20 protein-coding genes are annotated in these 18,771 nt (G+C 50.5%); 11 read left to right on the top strand and 9 right to left on the bottom strand.

Annotation, left to right across the window (positions count from 1 at the left end):
* Positions 1–50: 50 nt before the first annotated feature.
* From ABFD83_10190 to ABFD83_10180, 3 genes are read left to right on the top strand one after another with little or no spacing between them, the layout of a single operon-like run.
* On the top strand, positions 51–833 hold the full coding sequence (locus tag ABFD83_10190; GenBank protein MEN6357442.1) for an SDR family oxidoreductase: 783 nt from the start codon (positions 51–53) through the stop codon (positions 831–833).
* Between the two features lie 13 nt (positions 834–846).
* Positions 847–1,797 carry an aldo/keto reductase gene (locus ABFD83_10185; GenBank protein ID MEN6357441.1) on the top strand — a complete coding sequence of 317 codons (951 nt, stop codon included), beginning with the start codon at positions 847–849 and terminating at the stop codon, positions 1,795–1,797.
* A gap of 35 nt (positions 1,798–1,832) precedes the next feature.
* Positions 1,833–2,792, top strand: coding sequence for a Gfo/Idh/MocA family oxidoreductase (locus ABFD83_10180; GenBank protein MEN6357440.1), 960 nt, complete (start codon positions 1,833–1,835; stop codon positions 2,790–2,792).
* A gap of 28 nt (positions 2,793–2,820) precedes the next feature.
* Here the strand turns inward: ABFD83_10180 and ABFD83_10175 are convergent, their stop codons facing one another.
* On the bottom strand, positions 2,821–3,567 hold the full coding sequence (locus ABFD83_10175) for a prepilin-type N-terminal cleavage/methylation domain-containing protein (protein MEN6357439.1): 747 nt from the start codon (positions 3,565–3,567) through the stop codon (positions 2,821–2,823).
* 141 nt (positions 3,568–3,708) lie between these two features.
* Positions 3,709–4,431, bottom strand: coding sequence for an orotidine-5'-phosphate decarboxylase (gene pyrF, locus ABFD83_10170; protein ID MEN6357438.1), 723 nt, complete (start codon positions 4,429–4,431; stop codon positions 3,709–3,711).
* A gap of 160 nt (positions 4,432–4,591) precedes the next feature.
* On the opposite strand from pyrF, the gene ABFD83_10165 reads away from it, so the two are divergent.
* Positions 4,592–5,830, top strand: a complete 1,239-nt coding sequence (locus ABFD83_10165; protein ID MEN6357437.1) for a hypothetical protein — start codon at positions 4,592–4,594, stop codon at positions 5,828–5,830.
* Positions 5,831–5,842: 12 nt separating this feature from the next.
* Complete coding sequence (locus tag ABFD83_10160) at positions 5,843–6,313, top strand: GNAT family N-acetyltransferase (GenBank protein ID MEN6357436.1); 471 nt, start codon at positions 5,843–5,845, stop codon at positions 6,311–6,313.
* A 62-nt stretch (positions 6,314–6,375) separates the two neighbouring features.
* On the opposite strand, the gene ABFD83_10155 is transcribed toward ABFD83_10160, so the two are convergent.
* Together ABFD83_10155 and ABFD83_10150 are read right to left on the bottom strand one after the other, a co-directional pair.
* Positions 6,376–6,903, bottom strand: coding sequence for a nitroreductase family protein (locus tag ABFD83_10155; protein ID MEN6357435.1), 528 nt, complete (start codon positions 6,901–6,903; stop codon positions 6,376–6,378).
* A 9-nt stretch (positions 6,904–6,912) separates the two neighbouring features.
* Positions 6,913–7,371: a Mut7-C RNAse domain-containing protein gene (locus ABFD83_10150; GenBank protein MEN6357434.1), complete on the bottom strand. Its 459-nt coding sequence runs from the start codon at positions 7,369–7,371 to the stop codon at positions 6,913–6,915.
* Between the two features lie 139 nt (positions 7,372–7,510).
* Between ABFD83_10150 and ABFD83_10145 the strand changes: the two genes are divergently transcribed.
* From ABFD83_10145 to ABFD83_10135, 3 genes are all read left to right on the top strand, one after another.
* Positions 7,511–8,872: a hypothetical protein gene (locus tag ABFD83_10145; GenBank protein MEN6357433.1), complete on the top strand. Its 1,362-nt coding sequence runs from the start codon at positions 7,511–7,513 to the stop codon at positions 8,870–8,872.
* Positions 8,873–8,874: 2 nt separating this feature from the next.
* Complete coding sequence (locus ABFD83_10140) at positions 8,875–10,191, top strand: glycosyl hydrolase (GenBank protein MEN6357432.1); 1,317 nt, start codon at positions 8,875–8,877, stop codon at positions 10,189–10,191.
* A 192-nt stretch (positions 10,192–10,383) separates the two neighbouring features.
* The gene (locus ABFD83_10135; GenBank protein ID MEN6357431.1) at positions 10,384–11,499 is read left to right on the top strand and encodes a hypothetical protein; all 1,116 of its coding nucleotides are present in this window, start codon (positions 10,384–10,386) and stop codon (positions 11,497–11,499) included.
* A gap of 102 nt (positions 11,500–11,601) precedes the next feature.
* On the opposite strand, the gene ABFD83_10130 is transcribed toward ABFD83_10135, so the two are convergent.
* The 4 genes from ABFD83_10130 to ABFD83_10115 all read right to left on the bottom strand — a co-directional run bounded on the left by ABFD83_10130 (position 11,602) and on the right by ABFD83_10115 (position 14,801).
* Entirely contained in the window at positions 11,602–11,985 is a 384-nt protein-coding gene (locus ABFD83_10130; protein ID MEN6357430.1) for a hypothetical protein, read from the bottom strand.
* A gap of 6 nt (positions 11,986–11,991) precedes the next feature.
* Complete coding sequence (locus tag ABFD83_10125) at positions 11,992–12,288, bottom strand: hypothetical protein (GenBank protein ID MEN6357429.1); 297 nt, start codon at positions 12,286–12,288, stop codon at positions 11,992–11,994.
* A 65-nt stretch (positions 12,289–12,353) separates the two neighbouring features.
* Positions 12,354–13,529: a 2-isopropylmalate synthase gene (locus ABFD83_10120; GenBank protein ID MEN6357428.1), complete on the bottom strand. Its 1,176-nt coding sequence runs from the start codon at positions 13,527–13,529 to the stop codon at positions 12,354–12,356.
* Between the two features lie 675 nt (positions 13,530–14,204).
* The gene (locus tag ABFD83_10115) at positions 14,205–14,801 is read right to left on the bottom strand and encodes a PEP-CTERM sorting domain-containing protein (GenBank protein MEN6357427.1); all 597 of its coding nucleotides are present in this window, start codon (positions 14,799–14,801) and stop codon (positions 14,205–14,207) included.
* A gap of 250 nt (positions 14,802–15,051) precedes the next feature.
* On the opposite strand from ABFD83_10115, the gene ABFD83_10110 reads away from it, so the two are divergent.
* Genes ABFD83_10110 through ABFD83_10100 form a run of 3 tightly spaced genes read left to right on the top strand, consistent with a single transcriptional unit; the run spans position 15,052 to position 17,668 of the window.
* Entirely contained in the window at positions 15,052–15,612 is a 561-nt protein-coding gene (locus ABFD83_10110; protein ID MEN6357426.1) for a sigma-70 family RNA polymerase sigma factor, read from the top strand.
* Positions 15,609–16,205, top strand: coding sequence for a hypothetical protein (locus ABFD83_10105; protein ID MEN6357425.1), 597 nt, complete (start codon positions 15,609–15,611; stop codon positions 16,203–16,205). The genes ABFD83_10110 and ABFD83_10105 overlap by 4 nt, the downstream gene beginning before the upstream one ends.
* A gap of 17 nt (positions 16,206–16,222) precedes the next feature.
* Entirely contained in the window at positions 16,223–17,668 is a 1,446-nt protein-coding gene (locus tag ABFD83_10100) for a sugar-binding domain-containing protein (protein ID MEN6357424.1), read from the top strand.
* An 89-nt stretch (positions 17,669–17,757) separates the two neighbouring features.
* Here ABFD83_10100 and ABFD83_10095 read toward each other — a convergent pair whose 3' ends face one another.
* Positions 17,758–18,687, bottom strand: coding sequence for a pseudouridine-5'-phosphate glycosidase (locus ABFD83_10095; GenBank protein MEN6357423.1), 930 nt, complete (start codon positions 18,685–18,687; stop codon positions 17,758–17,760).
* Positions 18,688–18,771: the final 84 nt, after the last annotated feature.

The following is an 18,771-nucleotide window of genomic DNA, read 5'->3' as shown; positions in this document are numbered from 1 at the left end:
TGTAAATTTGCCTAAGAGGAGAATTGACTATAAGTCAAGGGGGTTATGTTTTGATTCTGGATAGATTTTCTCTGGATGGCAAGGTCGCGCTCGTATCGGGCGGAGCCGGGCTATATGGAAGGCAGATAGTGGCGGCTCTGGCGGAGGCCGGCGCCAAGACTTATATAGCATCGCGTTCTATTGATGCGCTCAAAGATGTTGCAGCAGAGCACCAGGCAAAGGGCGAGAGTGTTGAGGCTCTATATATGGATTTGGGGGAAGAAGCGTCAATACTGGCCGTTCGAGATGAGATAGTCAAAAGGGAAGGCACTTTAGATGTGCTTGTAAACAACGCAGTCGCGCGGCCTATGAAGAATGCCTATGATGACAACGCATCGGCATTCGCGGAAAGCATGCAGATCAATGCCACAGGGCTTTTTATAATAACCCGCGCTATGGGTGATCTTATGGCCGAGCGCGAGAAGGGTTCGATTATAAACGTCGGCTCTATGCAGGGAATGATCGGGCCCGACCCGACGATCTACGAAGGCACTAATATGACCGGATTCTACCCGGACTATTTCTTCCACAAAGGCGGAATGATCAACTACACTCGCTTCACCGCCAGCTATTATGGCTCCAAAGGGATCAGATGCAACTGCATTTCACCCGGCGGGCTGTGGAACCCCAAGATGCCCGAGGCGTTTATAAAGAACTATAGCGCCCGCACTCTCCTTGGCAGGCTCGCTGATCAGACGGACCTTATGGGAATTATAGTCTTCCTGGCATCTGACGCATCATTATATATAACCGGCACAAATATACCTGTTGACGGCGGATACACCGCGAAGTAATAGAGGATTTGTAATGCAAGACAATAAAATAAGTGGTCTTAACATATCACCAATCACATTGGGGACAGTCCAGTTCGGGCTCAACTATGGAATTGCCAACAAAGCCGGTCAGCCGTCATACGAAACGGCAAGAGATATTATTGCATGCGCATACGAAGGCGGCGTCACCTGCCTTGACACAGCAGCGCTCTACGGTGAGAGCGAGACGGTGCTGGGCCGGGCGCTTTCTGAGCTTAAAATATCGGACAAGATAACCGTGGCGACCAAGATATGCCACATCGCCGATAATCTGAGCGCGGCTGAAGCCGACTCAATTGTCGAAAAGTCGGTAAGGCAGTCAATGGCGAATCTGCGCTTGGACGTAATACCCATCTGCATGTTTCATACAGAAAGCAACTTCCTGCAATACGCCGAATCTCTGCAAAAGCTCAAAAAAAAAGGGCTGGTAAAGCATATCGGCTCATCGGTCAATACTCCTGATGGAGCATATGGGGTGGTCACGTCCGGCCTTGCCGAGGCTATGCAGATGCCCTCGAGCGTGCTTGACCACAGGTTTATCCGCGCAGGAGTCTGCAAAGAAGCCGTAAAACGGGGCACGGCGCTATTTGTACGCAGTATATATCTCCAGGGTCTCATACTTATGCCGGAAGAGGATATTCTACCCGAGCTTGCCGATGTGATCCCTATTCGCCGCAGACTATACGCTCTAGCCAGTCAGGCAGGCATTACACCGGCTGAGCTGGCTGTGCGATATATGCTCGGAGTCGAGGGGATCACCAGCCTTGTGATCGGGGTCGATTCGGCTGAGCAGATGCGCGAGAACGTGTCACTGTTCGGCAAGGGACCGCTTGAAGCTGATCTTCAGTCTGCAATTACAGCGGCCGTTCCCGATCTATCCGATAAAATACTCTTTCCCGGAAACTGGTCGAAACGAATGGCGGATGCCAAACCACAAAATAGGTAACAGGGAACAGGTAATAGGTGACAGGAAACAGTTATATGGAAAAACCACTGATTAAAAACTCACATATAAGAATTGCAATGCTCGGGATGGTGGATGGAAACGGCCATCCATACTCCTGGAGCGCAATTTTCAATGGTTACGATAAAGCTGAAATGGCGAAATGCCCATTCCCGGGCATTCCAGCCTATCTGAACAAACAGCCAAAAGATACCTTCGGCATAGCCGATGCACACGTCACGCACGTCTGGACGGATGACCCCGCAGACGCAGTAAAAGTGTCCAAGGCGTCTCTGGTGCCAAACGTAGTGGCAAAGGCCGAAGATGTGATCGGAGAGGTTGATGCAGTAATCGTTGCGACGGACAAGGGCTACGAGCATGTGGAGCGCTGCAGGCCGTTTGTCGAAGCAGGGCTTCCCATCTTTGTCGATAAGCCGATGGTCGATAACGAGGCTGACCTCAAAACATTCTGCAGGTGGGTCGAAGAAGGCAAACCGATTCACTCATCGAGCAGCATGCGCTATTGCAAAGAGTTTATCCCCTATCAGATATCCACGCACGACCTGGGCGAACTACGTTACGCAAGCATCTTGACCACCAAAACCTGGGAGAGATACGGCATCCATGCGCTTGAGAGTATCTATCCGATAATCGGGCCTGGGTTCGTATCAGTCAGAAACACAGGCAGCAGCGACAGAAACATATTACACCTTAAGCATGAAAAAGGCGTGGATGCGACAGTGGTCGCCACATATGATCTCGGCATATTCGGTGCGATGCAACTTTGCGGCACCAAGGGATATGCCACTGCGGCTATATCGGACTCATACTACTCGTTCAAAGCGCAGCTCGAAGCGTTTGTCGAGTATCTTATGACAGGTGTCAGGCCGTTCCCGTTCTCAGAGACAATCGAGCTGATGAAGATAGTCATCGCAGGCATCAGGAGCCGGGAAGAGGGCGGACGGGAAGTCATGCTCTCAGAAATATCCGATACATAAGGCGGCATCGATGGCTGCTGCTTTGGGTCTATGGATGCCAGCCCTGAGCAAGTTTGTAGCACCTAGCTCTAATATAATCGCCAAACTTAATACGTCCTGCATGACCATCGGCGTACACTATGTTCCTGGAAACTCTGTTATCCGTCCCATATGACTCAGCTTGATGCCAGTTCCAAAGACATCCTATAGTAGCTTTCTTGCTCGGCGCCATTACTGCCGACATAGGCGCGCCAACCGTCGAAGTACTTGTAACGGAATATGCAAGTTCGCTCCATGGGACTTCTTTATTGCGTCCTTCGACTGTAACACCGGCGTAGTCAGTCTGCCGCTGGCTGAAATATTCGTAGCTGTATCCGCACTGTCTCCACATAGGGGTTGGCGCTGTTTTATATCCCTGATCCGCGACCCAACTGAGCGGAAGTCCTATGTCAGACGGGCAGGCGAAGTATCCGACTGAGGCATATGGCTCGGCGGTGCTTCCTGAGTTCATGGCAATACCCGCTTTAGAATACTTCTGCAGGTAGATCAAAATAGTAGGCTGACTACTTGAACCCTTGCCCCAACCAGTCAGGGTCGGTGGAAACTTATCGGAACTATCGCTCATATATAGCGATAGCGCGTTGCCTAACTGCCTGAGGTTGTTGACACACTTTGTAATATGTGCCTGCCCTTTTACCCGTGTCATAACAGGAAATAAGATCGCAGCCAAAATAGCTATTATCGCAATAACCACAAGAAGCTCAATCAATGTAAACCCTGATTTAACTCTTCTCATCTCACACCCCTCTTTTAGAAGCTGGAAGCTGCAAACCTGATTCATATTTCTTGGCGAACAATAAGCATCTCCATCACCGCATGTCAATGTACCACCTTATCTGACACTTGTCAACGAAACTTAATGAATATCTTTAGCCACTCACGCAATATTTTCCATATCCAGTGCAATCGCGCGCGCGGCGGCAACAGGGTCCTCAGCTCTGATTATTGGCCGGCCAATCACCAGATAATCTGAACCACGGCGAACGGCCTCGCCTGGAGTCATTACGCGCTTCTGGTCACCAACATCGCTGCCCGCCGGCCTGACACCCGGAGTCACTATCATAAAGTCATCGCCGCATGCCTGCCGGATTATCTCGATCTCATGGGCTGAAGCGACTACGCCGTCCAGCCCTGCTTCTTTTGCCAGCTTCGCAAAATGAACAACTTGATCGGCTACGCTGCCCGGCACGCGCATCTGATCGTTGAGAACGAACTGGTCTATACTTGTGAGAATAGTCACTCCGATCACTTTAGGGGGTTTCAATCCAAATCGCTCGGCAGCTTCGGCTGAGGCGTCTTTTGCTGCTTTCATCATATCAAATCCGCCCGCACAGTGGACGTTGAAGAGCCACAGTCCTCTCTTTGCGATAGCACGCGACGCCCCGGCTACCGTGTTGGGGATATCGTGCAGTTTGCAGTCGTAGAATATCTTATCGGCTCCGGCTGCTTTGATTTCGTCGAATATTGCAGGACCCGCAATGTTTATAAGTTCCAGACCGACTTTGAACGCCCCCACCTCGCCGCTGAGCTGCTTTACCAGCGCAATAGCTTTTTCGGGTGTATCAACGTCCAAAGGGATTATTATCTTTTGCTTACTCAAATCGTTCCTCCATTTGTATATGCTCGCCATATCGTAGCAAAAATGCTAATAGTGGGCAAGCTATCAGAAGGTATCCTGTCTATCAGAAGGTATCCATCCTGCGCCTGCATAAGTTTTCCGGGTGCGCCAATACAGCGTCCAATATACAAGTAGGATAGTTATGAAGCAGAATTCACGAGTAATTGTAGATATAGATGTCAACGATGAGGTCATTATCAGACCTGAACCTATGACCGAATCAGAGGTCAAAACACTCCTGACAAACCTGAAAGAAAACGGCTGCGACACAATTCTTGTTCGAATGGGCTGTCTGGGACTCTTACCATACCGGACCAGCCTTACCTACCCTATGGCCTTCGACAGCCAATATGCCCGTGAATGGGGCAAAGACCAGCCGTTCATATCAGATCTGGAGAAGATAATTGAGCGAAACGAGTCGTGGCTTGAGCGCTACGCGAAAGTAATAGAAGCATATAATCCGCCGGAGTTCTTTCTAAAATACGGCCATGAGCTTGGCCTAAAGGTAATATTCTGGATTGATCTCTATGATGATGGTTTTCCAGGCTTCAGGTCAAAATTTATAGACGAGAATCCGTGGTGCCAGTGGACGGCAAAGGATGGCAAGACCTATTTCAAAGGTCTGATCAGCTATGCATGGCCGGAGGCTCGCGAGTTCAGGCTCAAGCAGGCAAATGAGCTGCTCGACCTGGGTGCGGACGGCATTCACTGCTCCACCAGCGCACACAGCCGCCACATGCTCAACGTCCATGAGGTCGACTATTACGGTTACGAGCAGCCGGTCGCGGATGAGTATCTCAAACGTTATGGTGTGGACATTCGCACAGCCGATGACTTCGACCGCGAGGCATGGCATGATATCAAAGGCGAGATGATGGACAAACTCTATTCCGATCTTGCCGAGCTATGTCATGGCCGGGGAAAAGAGTTCTGGATAGGCATGCAACTCGGCAAATATACGCATATGTGCGCCGACCCATATAACGGCGGCAATGCGGTTGTCCGCTACGCAAACCACTGGAAATATCTGGTTGATAAAGGCATAGCTGATGCTTTCATAATCGGTGACTACGAAGTCGTCTCATTCAACAAAGGTGATGAATACTGGCAGGCGAAGCCGGATATTGTGCCGGATGAGGGTGACGATCTCTTCGATTGGATAGCCAAAGAGTACAAGAATTACTGCAATAGTAAGACAATGTTATACTTATTCGGTGAATGGCTCTCGCATGATCCAAAGGAACTTGATAATCAATTGAGTGTTTGGGCGCAGCGCGTAACAAAGCACGGGTTCGACGGGATAGATGTGCATGAGGCGCTCAATGTTGAAGAACCGGAGCATCTGGCCGCATTCAAGCGTTTTGCCAATAAACTAGCATAGGAAATATTAAAGATGAGCACAAACTGCGTAATACGAACAGCAACTGAGCCAGACGTTCTACTGATATTAGAACTCGTCAGGGACCTGGCTGAATATGAACATATGACCGACGAATGCGTCTCGACGGAACAGGACATTCACGACCTGCTCTTTGGAGCCGGAGCAGTTGCGGAAGCTGTGATAGCCGACTTTGACGGGCAGAGTGCGGGGTTTGCTCTCTTTCTGCACAACTGCTCGACTTTCGCGGGCAAAAAGGTGATATACCTCGAAGACCTCTTCGTCCGGCCTGCTCTGCGCGGCAAAGGAATCGGCAAGGCTCTGCTGCTGAATGTGATCCAACTTGCAAAAGAGCGAGATTGCGCACGAGTCGAGTGGCATGCCCTCAAGTGGAACACACCCGCGACTAAGTTTTATGAGAGCATTGGCGCAGTGCCCAGAGATGATTGGATGTGGTTTCATTACCTCTTGCAGGGCAATTGGTAAAATAGACGGATTATCTCTCCCCCAACCCCTCCCCGTAGTGGGGAGGGAAGGCTTGCAGAAACTTATGGGTTGAAATTGCCGAATTTACCGTAGTGCAGGCGTCCTTCGGGAATCTTCGGCTCACGAGGTTTCGGAAAGCGAGCGCCGTATCCGAGTGTAACCATGTTGACCACCCCCATCTGTTCAGGCAGACCGAGCGCATCGCGGACTATGGCTTCGGCATTATACTCGCCATCGGCCAGACCCTGGACACCTACCCAGCAGGTCGAAAGACCCATATCGGTCGCCTGAATGAGCATATTCTCAGTAAAGGCCGAACCGTCTTCGATCCAGAAATGGTCGAAACCTGTGCGCTCCACACATACAACAATTACAACCGGCGCCTTAATTACTATCTTTGCCCACTTATGGACAGCGCTGAGCTTCTCTTTTGTCTCCTGATCCCTGATAACTACTGCATGCCACTGGCACCTGTTATGCGCTGAAGGTGCGCAAAAACCTGCTGTAAGCATCTCCTGGATCTGTTCATCGGTTACATATGTGTCTCGATAAAACCGTATACTGCGTCTATTCTTTATTGCTTCGAGCATCCACTACCTCTATTCCTGTTTTTGCGCAAGAGCATCGAGCACGTGCTCCACATGCGTCCCGCGCCAGTATATCTTATCACAATTCGCGCAGAAGCCGAACTCACTTTGAGTTTGAAAAACATACGGGGGCACCCTGCCGTAAAGCTCGGACTTGCTTATAGGCGCAATCTCGCCATTGCAGACCGTGCACCGGGTGAAGAGCAAGTCTCTGGAGAGCTTGAGGTCGAGTTGCTTCATAACCTGCCGGACCTGCTCGCCCGTCGTGCCCCAATCCACAAATACGCACCGTGCGCGGACCATTCTGCGGCGGCAGAGAAGCCTGTCACGGGTGAGCAGTATTCTGTCTTCCCGAATTGCGAACCGGACCAGCTCATCATCGTCTATATCCGAGTAATAGAGCGTATCGTAGCCGAGCATCCTCAGCCACTTCGCCAGTTTTCCAAGCATTGCGTCCGCTATAAATTTCATATCGTTACCCGTACAGAGCTTACCCGCATTCACTTAGCATTCCTGCTGACTATGGCTAAACCTCCGCCGAAGGAATATTCTACGCCTGCGTATAAGCTGTGTATGATACATTTGTTTTACACACTGGAGGATTTCTCAAGTGGCTGATATAGCACAACTCGAAAATGAACTTAATAGCTTTGACCCGACCGAACGCGCAGATGCGCTGTGCTCTATTGCCGGGCAAATAGAAGCCGGGGAGACAACCGTACCCGGAGCAAAGAATGAAGTAAACCTGCACTTTCATACGTTTTTTTCATACAACGCAAACGGCTGGTCTCCAAGCAGAATAGCTTGGGAAGCAAAAAAATACGGTCTTGCAGTGGCTGGGATAGTAGATTTTGACGTGCTTGACGGCATGGAGGAGTTCCTGGCCGCGGGCGAGATTATAGACCTCAGGACCACTGCCGCTCTGGAAAGCCGGGTGTTCATCAAAGAGTATTCGGATAAAGTAATCAATTCGCCCAAGGAGCCGGGCGTGTCATATTTTATGGGCGCCGGATGTTTTAGACTGCCGGACGAAGGCACACACACAGCAAGGCTGCTCCAAAATATGCGAGTGCTCGCAAGCCGCAGGAATGTCCAGATGATCGACCGGATCAACTCATATTTGGGCAGCGTTGCGCTAGACTACGACGCGGATGTGACTCCGCTCACACCCTCCGGTAATGCTACCGAGCGGCATATACTCGCTGCGTATGACGCCAAGGCAAGGCAGGTCTTCGGAGACGATAAGGTTGCGCTTGCACAGTTCTGGGCGACCTCTCTGGACATGCCATACGAAGACACCGAGTCGCTGCTGGCAAATACTCCAAAGTTTCATGATGTCATGAGAAACAAACTCATGAAATTCGGCGGAGTGGGATATGTTGCGCCCACTGCCGATACATTCCCGCCAATCGAGCAGGTAATCGAGATGGTCCAGGGTATGGAGGGCCTGCCTATGGCCGCTTGGCTGGACGGGACAAACCCAGGCGAGTCAGATATGCTCAAAATGCTCACACTTCTCGAAAAGAAGGGTGTTGTGGCTTTGAATATCATTCCGGACCGCAACTGGAACATTAAAGACCCGGCAGAAAAGCTTACGAAACTCGACCATCTTGCAAGCGCGATCAGGGCGGCAAGAAAGATCAACTTCCCGATTTGCGTGGGCACTGAAATGAATAAAATCGGGCTGCCGTTTGTGGACGATTTCTCCGCCCCTGAACTGGCTCCTTATATAAATGACTTCCTTGACGGAGCGTATTTCCTGTGGGGTCACACATTCCTTGCTCGCGCAGCAGGAATGGGTTTTGCGAGCGAATGGGCACGCTCGCACTTCGGAGATGACCGCCCAGGCAAAAACAGTTTCTATACGCGAATCGGACGGCTGGCAAGTGCCAAGAAACTGCGAATGGTGACCAGCGGCGCTAATCTGCGAACCGCGTCGCCTACTGAGATCCTCAGGCTCCTGCAGGGATAAATATGCTGGATCAGTTCAAAAACCCGCCTGCCCAGTATCGAACAATAGAGTTCGACAATACTGCGGACTCTCCACAGATTCTTATACGTGAGTTAAAGATGGAGTTCGACCGCCGGGCGGCGGGCATTGATACTCTCCCATTTATGCGTTTGCCTAAAGCAATCCGGTCCGACAGCCCGTATTTCAGGTTCTATATCGACTATGCAGCGCGCGTTAGATATGCTCTTTCGCATGGACAGCGGAGGGCACAGGTCGCCTTGTTGATGCCCTCGATGGGCTCAAGCTCAGATTTCTTCGAGTTCTATAATGCGAACCTGCCGTTGGAACATGTCTCGCACGATGTAATAGACGAAGACGCTATCATCAGCGCCACATCTGTGGACCAGAGCTTGATATGCCCATCGAACCGATACGAAATGCTGATACTGCCACCGATAGACGCCGTCCGATATGAAACAGCCCTCAAAATACAAGAGTTCGTAGATGACGGCGGACGGGTCATGGCGACAATGCCGATACCCACTAAAGACTCTCACGGCAAGAAAGACTCGGAAGTCCGATCCATATTTCACGAGATCTTTGGCGCAGGATCCGGCAAAAACGGACCCGTGATCGAACTGGACAATGGAGCGATCCTCGTTCAGACGCAAGAACCGAGCGAATTAGCCCCTACCCTCAGGGATTGCATCTCCATGGCAATCAAACCCGACGTATCGATCACATCCGCAGGCAGGCAGTGCCGTGAAATCACATTCGTTCACCATATATATGAGGATAATGACATTTTCTTCTTCGCCAACAGTTCTCCTGACGCGCGGGAAGTGCAGCTCTCGATCAGATGCGACAAGGCTCCTCATATTCTTGACCCTGAAACAGGAGAGCAAATAGCGCTTATCAACTGCACGCAGCAAGGGAGCCGCACAATTCTCCTGCATAGATTTGAAGGCTGCGGCTCTCTAACATTGTGCTTTGATTATGAGCCGAGCCTTACCGTCCCAACGCCGCAGTTTGAACATGGTCGGCAGATTATTCTCTCCGGAGAATGGAGCACTACCTCTGACAATACAGGTGCAGCGCTTTATAGCCAGAAGACGCTTATACCGGAGTTTATGCGCAGCCAGCGTGTTATTGCAAAACTGGAAGATTCGCCGGATATAGTAGAGTTCATTATAAATGGCGCTTCAGCTGGCGCGAGGCTCTGGCCGCCGTATGAAATGGATATTACTGCTCTGGTAAAACCCGGACCCAATGAAGTAACCCTCAAAGTCATAAGCAGCCCATCAATCCCCCTTGGAAGAGCAGAGATCAACATCTACTGACCCATCCCCTGCTCTCTTCTGTATAAGTCATATCTTGCAATCCTGCCAGGCTCACTAATGTCACTACACGTTAACTATCTGCATGGCTGGTTGCCATTTCATCAAACTGTTTGCTTATATTCGTCACAGGGTAGTATGGTGTCAAGAGCTAAAGCTTGCAACGCAGCACCAACACTAGAGGGGGTATATGAGATGAGATCCCAATATTGTACGTCGCGTCTGGTCGTAATTATTTTACTGATCGCCGCCTTATGCGCGCTGTCGGTGGCTGTCATGGCCAACGGACATGTAAAAGTTAAACCGGCGCCGAAAGCAAGGGTATCACCCGCTATGCCGGGCAGAGGCCCAACGACTGTTACGCTGACCACAGTTACGGCATCCAGCATAGGCAACTGCGCATGGTTGTACATGTCGATGCCGTCACAATGCGCGCCGACCGCCGTCTCCGGGACAATTCAGGCCATAGCTACCAAAGGCCCGGCGGATATGCTGTCCATAAAAGACAGGGCAAGTGTTTTGGCGACATTCAGTTGTCCGGGTGGATCGACTTACACGGTAAGGTTTACAAGTCTTGCTTCAGCAGGACAGTTTAACACTCCATTTGGAGGAGTTGCATTTGAACGGTCAATATTCGGCGACACAAGATTCTTTAGTCTTGACTTGCCTGCCACGACAGCATTCGTCGCTGTCGTCGGTATTGCAACAATAATGAAAAACAACGATGTTATTGCTGACAATCAGCCCGCCATCGCAGCAATTACACAGGGTATTCATGACGACAACCATCGCTTAATGTCGCAGGCGGATATCACCAGGAAAGAGTTTCACCTGATCGTTCCCGGCTCGTTGGTCGATGGTGTCAGCCCAGTTCCTGGTTTTGCGAACGGATATTTCTACGTCTATTGGCCGGCAGCGGACTACAGCATCAGCAGGGAAAGCATTACGATCCCGTCTGAGACTGTCGCCCCTATCGGCAGAGGGCCGGAGAATCCGGGATCGCTTATGATCCATCTGACTGACAGTGGGATCCATAAAACGGTCGGCACCGCCCAGTTTGGCTTATACGATATCACTGTAAAAAACATATCAAACAAACCGCAGGGGCTATATATGACCGGTACGGACATCTGCTGCACCGATTATAAGAGGTTCTCAACTATACTTAAGCCGGGCGCGAGCCAGCATTTCAAGTTCTACTTTGCGCCGGGGAAAGTTACGATGAGGCCGTTCTGCTGCGCGATAAAGACGCCTACGGCTTACAAAGACTACAACTGGACAGGGCCGGCAACTTCGATCAAGTTTGAATGAGCGTGTCGGTTGATGGCATATTGGTTTGATGGTTAATGGCCTGAAATGGAGATGGTCGGGGACAGAAATGCCCCCGACCACTTCTTTCTCTCTTTCTTCTCCCTAACCCGATATAGCCTTAAGACCCTTAAGCAGTTCGATCTCACCATTAGTGAGTTCGGCGAACTCACTGATCGTTAAAGGTTGATCTTGAGCGTTTGTAACGGGGCGGGGCTTTAGTTGCTCAAGGTCGCCCAATTCCAACGACTTTATCTGATGCTGCGCGTCTGAGCAGGCATTTTCGATCCGCGCAACACATTCATCCGTAACCGCTCTCAAATCAGCCATAAGTCGGGCGGCGCTTTCCTCCAGAATCTTGAGATCCGCTGGAGAAAGCGGAGGGTCTTTGCGCGCCTGTATCTGTCCTGCGCGCAGCATCCACTTAACGCCGCGATACGCGCCGTAGCAGATGCCTATCACTACCAATATCGAAAAAATTACATCCATAATCTTCTATGCAACTGCGTCGAGATGAGACTCGCCATCATCCTGGACTGTCTCATCCTCATCGGATGCGAGCATGTGCCGTTCCAACTCGCGGCGGCGCTGCTCACGGTCCTGCCTGATCTTGTCACGCCGAAGCTGCTCCAGGGCGTCCGTTTTTTTCAGCGAAAGGGCTGCAACGTCCTCCGCTGTAATCTGATCTTGAGCAATATCACTGGCTCTTTGAGTAACACCGGGCGACCGATCGATCTCCACCGACTTTGCCAGCGATGACGCCAAGCTAAGCGCATCGGGTCCAGGTCCCACCGGCACCACCTCCTCGCACTGCGTACTTTTTCAACTGCAAGACGCGAGTCTAGTTGTCAATTATATTATCGGCAAGCCGGCTCACAAACTTGAGTGCGCCCGGCCATTAGCGCATGCAGATCGTCATCGACGACTTCCTTCTTGGCATCGGCAACCTCCAGGAACCTGATGTGAATGCGTTCCAATTCCTCGGCTGAGACCGTATAACCCAGCGATTCCAACCTGTGACGCAGCGCGTGCCGGCCCGACCTGGCAGTGAGCACTATCTGTGTTCCATCCGATCCTACATCCTCTGGCGAGAATATCTCATAGTTATTGCGACTCTTCAGAACACCGTCCTGGTGGATCCCCGAAGAATGCGCAAAGGCATTGGCTCCGACCACTGCCTTATTGCGAGCTATTGCAAGACCTGTCAGACGGCTGACCATGCTGCTCGTCGGGCAGAGCTGAGATGTCATTACGCCTGTCTTCGCTCCGTAATACCCGCTTCGCACACTAATGCCCATTACGACCTCTTCCAGAGACGCATTTCCGGCACGTTCACCTATGCCGTTAACGGCGCACTCGACCTGCTGTGCGCCTGCCTTAATCGACGCCAGTGAGTTGGCGACGGCAAGACCCAGATCATTATGGCAGTGCACGCTCAATTTCGCGCGGTCGATATTAGGCACTCTCCGTCTTATATCCGATATCAATCTGCCCCACTGAGCCGGTACGGCATATCCCACCGTATCAGGAATATTGACAACAGTGGCACCTGCATCTATTACAGCTTCGATAAAGCGAAACAGATATTTCCTATCGCTGCGTGAGGCATCCTCTGTAGAGTATTGCACATCCGGGCACAGCGAGCGGGCATACTTCACCGCCTCCACACCGATCTGAAGTATCTCCTCGCGGCTTCGTTTGAACTTGCTTTGTATATGAATATCCGAACTGCCCAAAACAATGTGAATTCTAGGGCGCTCGGCTTCGCGGATAGACTCCCACACGGCGTCTATGTCCGATTTGACCGCGCGCGCCAGTGCGGTTATAACAGGTCCCCTGACCTTGCGAGCAATCTCACGAACCGCCGAAAAGTCGCCTGGTGATGAGGCGGGAAAACCCGCCTCGATTATATCGACATTCAACCGCTGCAGTTGCCTTGCTATCTCCAGCTTTTCAGGGCCGGTCAAACTCGCTCCGGGTGACTGCTCACCGTCGCGAAGGGTGGTATCCAGAATATGAACCATGCGTTCCATAGCTTTCTCCTTTTCATAGTCGAGAGTGGAGAGTGGAGAGTGGAGAGTCCGTAACCACTTCCACCAAACCACATGCAATGCTTGAGATCATAAAGATCACTAAGGTCGCTAAGATCGCTTGTATCCATACCACCACCACCCTTCTCTAATTTAGTATTTTAGATTTTGTATTGATTATTTGCCGAAAGTCATAGATCGTCGGGGACTTAAATCCCGGACCATCGAAAACAACAGCAAGCCCCATCCCCAAATAATCAATATAAAATATCCAATATAAAATAAAAAAAGCGCTCGTCTCTCATTACAGAGACGAAAGCGCTTTGCTCTCGCGGTACCACTCTGATTGACCGGCGCTTACGCACGCGGCCCTCTCACCCACTGCGGCCAAGGCGCGTTCGTCCGAGGCGACAGCGTCTTCCTTTTAACGGTGGAAGTTTCCGTCCCAGTCTACTTTCCGTCGATGCGTCTTCGCGTTATGCGTCGGCGCGTCGATCGATTTCGGTGGGCGACTCAAGAGGGAGTTGGGGCAGCGCCTGCGACGCCGGTTTCCAGCGACCCGGCTCTCTGGCAGTCCGGCAATCCGCCTTACTGATCTCTATCATAGTCTTTAGTGGCTATTCAATTGTATAGTCTTATTATTGCCCGGATATGGGTGATTGTCAACCCTAAATACTTCTACTTTCTTCTCCTTAATGCTAGCCCGCTAAGGCCTAATAGAAGTGCAGCGATCGATGCGGGCTCAGGAACAATCGGGTTAACATCCCACTCAACGACATATCCTCGGGTTTGTGAATTCTCGTAATTGTCATTCCAGGTGCTGCTTGGAATATTGCTTGCACCAATAAAATGCAGTGCATTTTCGATACCTAAGGCATTGCCCGGCTGGCCACTCGCCCAGTTCGTATAGCTCCATGTTTCTCCGGTAATCCATCCCCATCCGCCATCCGGCTCGGCCGAGCCGCTAGCCTGATAACCGCCAAGCCAGGGACCTATAGCCCAGCCTGCATATGTGAACCAGCAAGCGCTATTAGCGTTTGCAACATTAAACACAAAATCATTTTCCTCTGAGGTCGTTGTCGTGGCAAGATAACCGCCTGATCCGGTTGCAGCATTTTTTGCAGCCCACCAGGTTATTGTGCTCGGAGCATATATGACATCGTACCAGTGATCGTTTCCTCCCAAGCTCATCTGCCACCGAACAGGATCAGCATTCGCTATCACCACACTACATATAAGTGCCAATGCAAAGCAAACAACTGCGATTATCTTCATAATATTCTCCTTCTCACCTATATTGTTGCATTCTGGCTGATGCATATTACGCATTATGCTGCATGCTTTGTCACAAGTCAAGTATTATTGCTGAAATACTAAAACATGCGCATAATCAGCCATCATTTCGATAGTATGCGTAAATTTGCTTTGGCATGTTACTATAAGGCATCTTGTATATTTTTCTCAAAAAAATCCTCAACCAAGATGCTTTGACGGTCGTAGTCATTGTGGAGGAGATTTGTTGTTGGTGCCGACAGACGCCGAACTGGTAAAGCAATGCCAGCGAGGCGACAATCGAGGGTTTGACGGCCTGGTAAAACGGTATCAAAGGCAAATAACGGCCTTCTGCTATCGAATACTTGGTGACACCAACCTGGCCTCCGATGCAGCGCAAGAAGCATTCGTGAAGGCATATTATGCTCTGGAAAGCTTCAGGCAGGACGCATCTTTCCTGAACTGGACTATAAAGATCGCGGGGAACACCTGTTTCGACATGTTAAGAAAGAATGGTCGAACAAAAGCGGATTCGCTGGACGATAACCCGAACCAGACAGATCAATTGCAATCCGAAGAGTCCTCTCCCGAAAAGGAAGTAATCAGGAGCGAGGGTAACCGGCTCCTTTGGGATGCAATACAGAGCTTGCCGATCAATCATAGAACGCCGCTGGTGCTGTTCCATTTTCATGATATGAAGCTTAGAGAAATCGCAGAGATGCTTGATAAACCCGAAGGGACTATAAAATCGAGTTTGCATATAGCCCGCGAGACGCTGCGGCGCAAACTGCAAGGGGTGATTGTCGAAATATGAAGTGCACAGATGCCAGAGAAATTATTCAGAACTTGATGGACGGTGACCAATGCCCTAATGCCAGACTGGCACAAGAACATATAGCCGAGTGCGCAGACTGTCGTGAGTGGAAGTCGGGCATAGACACTGTTATCGCCATGGCAAGTGAGGTAATCGAAGATATCCCCGATATCGATATCTCAGCCGCAGTGATGACGCGTCTGCCGAAACGTCACCCTGCAAGCGTTAGCTGGTCTTTACAAAGACTTGTGGCACTAAGCGCAGCCTGCTGGTTTGCTGGAGCTGCAGTACTTGCCGCCGCCTTGAGTATATTGATGACGGCAACAAACACGCCTTTTGCATCCCTGCCAACAATAGCATACGGATCAGCTAAGAGCCTCGTATCATCTATTCTCGTGATAGTATCGACTATGGGGACTCTCATCAGACCGATTGCTGACATGACAATTGCCGTCCTGCCGGGAATCCGTGATTTTGTGATTACAATAAAACCTTTGATACTGCTTGCAATAGCCACGGATATCGGCTTACTTATAACAGGCTGCCTGATGTGGCAGCAGAGAAAAACAACAACGCTGAGGTTTTTAATTTGACCGGAGGTAGATTCAGCATGAAAACTAGGCTTATCTTGATATTGGGAGCAATCGTCCTGATGGCTAATGCCGTATATGCACAGGACAAGATCGATCTGGCCAAGACATGGCGGTTCAGCACCGATCCGATGAATATCGGACAGAAAAACGGCTGGCAAAAGCCAGGGCTGGATACGTCAAAATGGCGAGACATTAATGCCACAAACACATGGGAAGATCAAGGTGTTACACAATCTAACCCCAATTACAAACCTATGGGAACACCGACTCCATACGATGGTTATGCCTGGTACAGACAGAGTGTCATAATTCCAAACGAATGGAAAGGCAAAAACTTCTTTCTGAATCTGGGTAAAATTGACGACCAGGACTGGACATACTTCAACGGTAATTTGATAGGTCAAACGACTACGTTTGAAGACCCTTACCTGGTATTCAGGTCTTACCGAATTCCTCAAGAATTGATTAAGTTTGGGCAGCCGAACCTGATAGCGGTGCGCGTGCTGGATTTTGGTGTAAGTGGAGGAATGACATCCGCTTTTCAGTCTATTACTTCAAGCAGATATGAAGCTACTTCTGATAACACCAAAGTAAATCAGCAGAATGACGAAGACAAAGTTCAGGTCCAAGGCAATGTCGTGGTGGAAAAAGGTGAGACCGTCAAAGATGCAGTCGCTATAACGGGCTCTGTGACGGTAAGAGGGCATGTCACGGGCGACGCAACGGCTGTGATGGGCAATGTAATAGTTGAAGACGGTGGAGTGGTCGACGGTTCAGCGGTAACCGTTGGAGGAAGAATCATCCAGAGGGATGGCGGCGTTATCAGAGGCTCCACAACATCGGTCGGAGGATGGAGTGGATTCACGGCTATTCCATGGGGACTGAGTTGCTTCGGTTTGCTGTTTGGAATATGGGGCAGAATAGCTTATGCCTTGATTATGGCAGCACTGGCTGCACTGATAGTGGCTTTATTCCCAGCAAGAATGGAACAAATTTCTGCTGTTGTCATAGAGCAGCCGGGAAGGTCCGCACTGTATGGAATTATCGGTGGGCTGCTAATAGTGCCGATAGGAATGGTCTTGTTATTTACCATTGTCGGTATCCCACTCGTGCCTTTAGAAATACTGTTGGTTATCATTGCATTTCTTGTTGCTCAAGTATGCGCCGGACTTGCGGTCGGTGAGCGGGTAATATCCGCAATGAACAAGCCAGCCCTGCCTCCTGTGCTTGCCGCTGCTATAGGTGTATTGCTGCTGGGGATCGTCAAGCTGGTTCCGTTTGCAGGAGGCCTGCTGGCATTCGTGCTGTATTTGCTGGCATTCGGCGCAGTCATTATGACCGGCTTCGGCACCAAGAGAGAGTGGTTTGCCGACAGGTTCCAAAGGCGTGCGCCTGCTCAGCCTCAGCCGCCAAGCCAGCCGAGTGCACCCGGCAGCAGCATTGAACCGGCTGATAGGCAATAATACCTTTTCCATTAAAGGTCCGGGATTCAAATCCCGGACCATCAAAAATAACCAATAATACGTACATTTGCTTCTTGTGGAGGCGAGGTTTATACCACAAACCCAACTCTTCGCCCGGTCTCAGAGCTCAGTTCTCCGGCAATCTCTGCAGCAACTTTGGCGTTGTTCTCAAGCAGAGCAATGTTAGCTTTGATGGATTCGCCCTTTGTAAGCTCCCCCACTCTGCCGAGCAGATACGGAGTAAGCTCTTTGCCTTTGATCCCCCTCTCTGCTGCTTCAGAGACAGCTTTTTCGATGTGTTCAGCTACTGATACTTCGTCCGACTTCGGTACCGGCACTGCGACTATTGCAGCACATCTAGATCCCACCGCACTTCCGGAAAGCTCCAATATCTTGATAAACTCGCATGCGCTCTCTAATTTCGGAATAGAGACGCCTGTGGAAGATGAATAAAATGCAGGCATCTCGGAGGTCTCATAGCCGTATACTGGCACGCCATGGGTCTCCAGCCACTCCGCTGTGGCGGAAATATCGAGCACTGCTTTCGCTCCGGAGCAGACGACTATAATCGGCGTTCTGGCCAGTTCCCAGAGATCGGCGGATATGTCGAATGTCTCAGACGCGCCTCTGTGCACCCCACCTATTCCGCCAGTGGACATTATGGGTATGCCAGCAGTCGCGGCGATTCGCATGGTGGCCGAGACTGTGGTTCCGCCATCGATCTTTTTCGCGAGAGCGTAGGGAATATCGCGAACGGCAAGCTTGGCAGCGCTCCCCTCAGCAAGCTTTTTTATCTCATCTTCAGTAAGGCCGACCCTGACCTTTCCATCGATTATGCCGATTGTGGCGGGGACCGCTCCGGCATCTTTTACAGCCTGTTCCATGGCAAGAGCAGTCTCGACATTGACAGGTGAAGGCAGGCCCTGCGCAATTACTGACGACTCCAGCGCAACAACCGGCTTATTTCTATTTAGAGCACAACTGACTTCATGTGATATATCAAGTGGATTTTTCATAATACCTCCGAGCGTTCAACAAACGTAATATATGTTATACGCATGCCACTCATACTCCTGCATCAAACACACTGCGCCGAGGGCACT

The sequence above is a fragment of the Armatimonadota bacterium genome, assembly GCA_039679645.1.
Classification (GTDB): domain Bacteria; phylum Armatimonadota; class UBA5829; order UBA5829; family UBA5829; genus UBA5829.
This window is presented reverse-complemented; position numbering and strand designations above follow the sequence as displayed.

What these genes read in the sequence shown, in the direction of transcription:
- ABFD83_10180 (MEN6357440.1), top strand. Translation starts at nt 1,833, where the DNA reads ATGGAAAAACCACTGATTAAAAACTCACATATAAGAATTGCAATGCTC.
- ABFD83_10150 (MEN6357434.1), bottom strand. Translation starts at nt 7,371, where the DNA reads ATGAAATTTATAGCGGACGCAATGCTTGGAAAACTGGCGAAGTGGCTG.
- ABFD83_10135 (MEN6357431.1), top strand. Translation starts at nt 10,384, where the DNA reads ATGAGATCCCAATATTGTACGTCGCGTCTGGTCGTAATTATTTTACTG.
- ABFD83_10115 (MEN6357427.1), bottom strand. Translation starts at nt 14,801, where the DNA reads ATGAAGATAATCGCAGTTGTTTGCTTTGCATTGGCACTTATATGTAGT.
- ABFD83_10160 (MEN6357436.1), top strand. Translation starts at nt 5,843, where the DNA reads ATGAGCACAAACTGCGTAATACGAACAGCAACTGAGCCAGACGTTCTA.
- ABFD83_10105 (MEN6357425.1), top strand. Translation starts at nt 15,609, where the DNA reads ATGAAGTGCACAGATGCCAGAGAAATTATTCAGAACTTGATGGACGGT.
- ABFD83_10175 (MEN6357439.1), bottom strand. Translation starts at nt 3,567, where the DNA reads ATGAGAAGAGTTAAATCAGGGTTTACATTGATTGAGCTTCTTGTGGTT.
- ABFD83_10120 (MEN6357428.1), bottom strand. Translation starts at nt 13,529, where the DNA reads ATGGAACGCATGGTTCATATTCTGGATACCACCCTTCGCGACGGTGAG.
- ABFD83_10155 (MEN6357435.1), bottom strand. Translation starts at nt 6,903, where the DNA reads ATGCTCGAAGCAATAAAGAATAGACGCAGTATACGGTTTTATCGAGAC.
- ABFD83_10185 (MEN6357441.1), top strand. Translation starts at nt 847, where the DNA reads ATGCAAGACAATAAAATAAGTGGTCTTAACATATCACCAATCACATTG.
- ABFD83_10130 (MEN6357430.1), bottom strand. Translation starts at nt 11,985, where the DNA reads ATGGATGTAATTTTTTCGATATTGGTAGTGATAGGCATCTGCTACGGC.
- ABFD83_10140 (MEN6357432.1), top strand. Translation starts at nt 8,875, where the DNA reads ATGCTGGATCAGTTCAAAAACCCGCCTGCCCAGTATCGAACAATAGAG.
- ABFD83_10165 (MEN6357437.1), top strand. Translation starts at nt 4,592, where the DNA reads ATGAAGCAGAATTCACGAGTAATTGTAGATATAGATGTCAACGATGAG.
- ABFD83_10100 (MEN6357424.1), top strand. Translation starts at nt 16,223, where the DNA reads ATGAAAACTAGGCTTATCTTGATATTGGGAGCAATCGTCCTGATGGCT.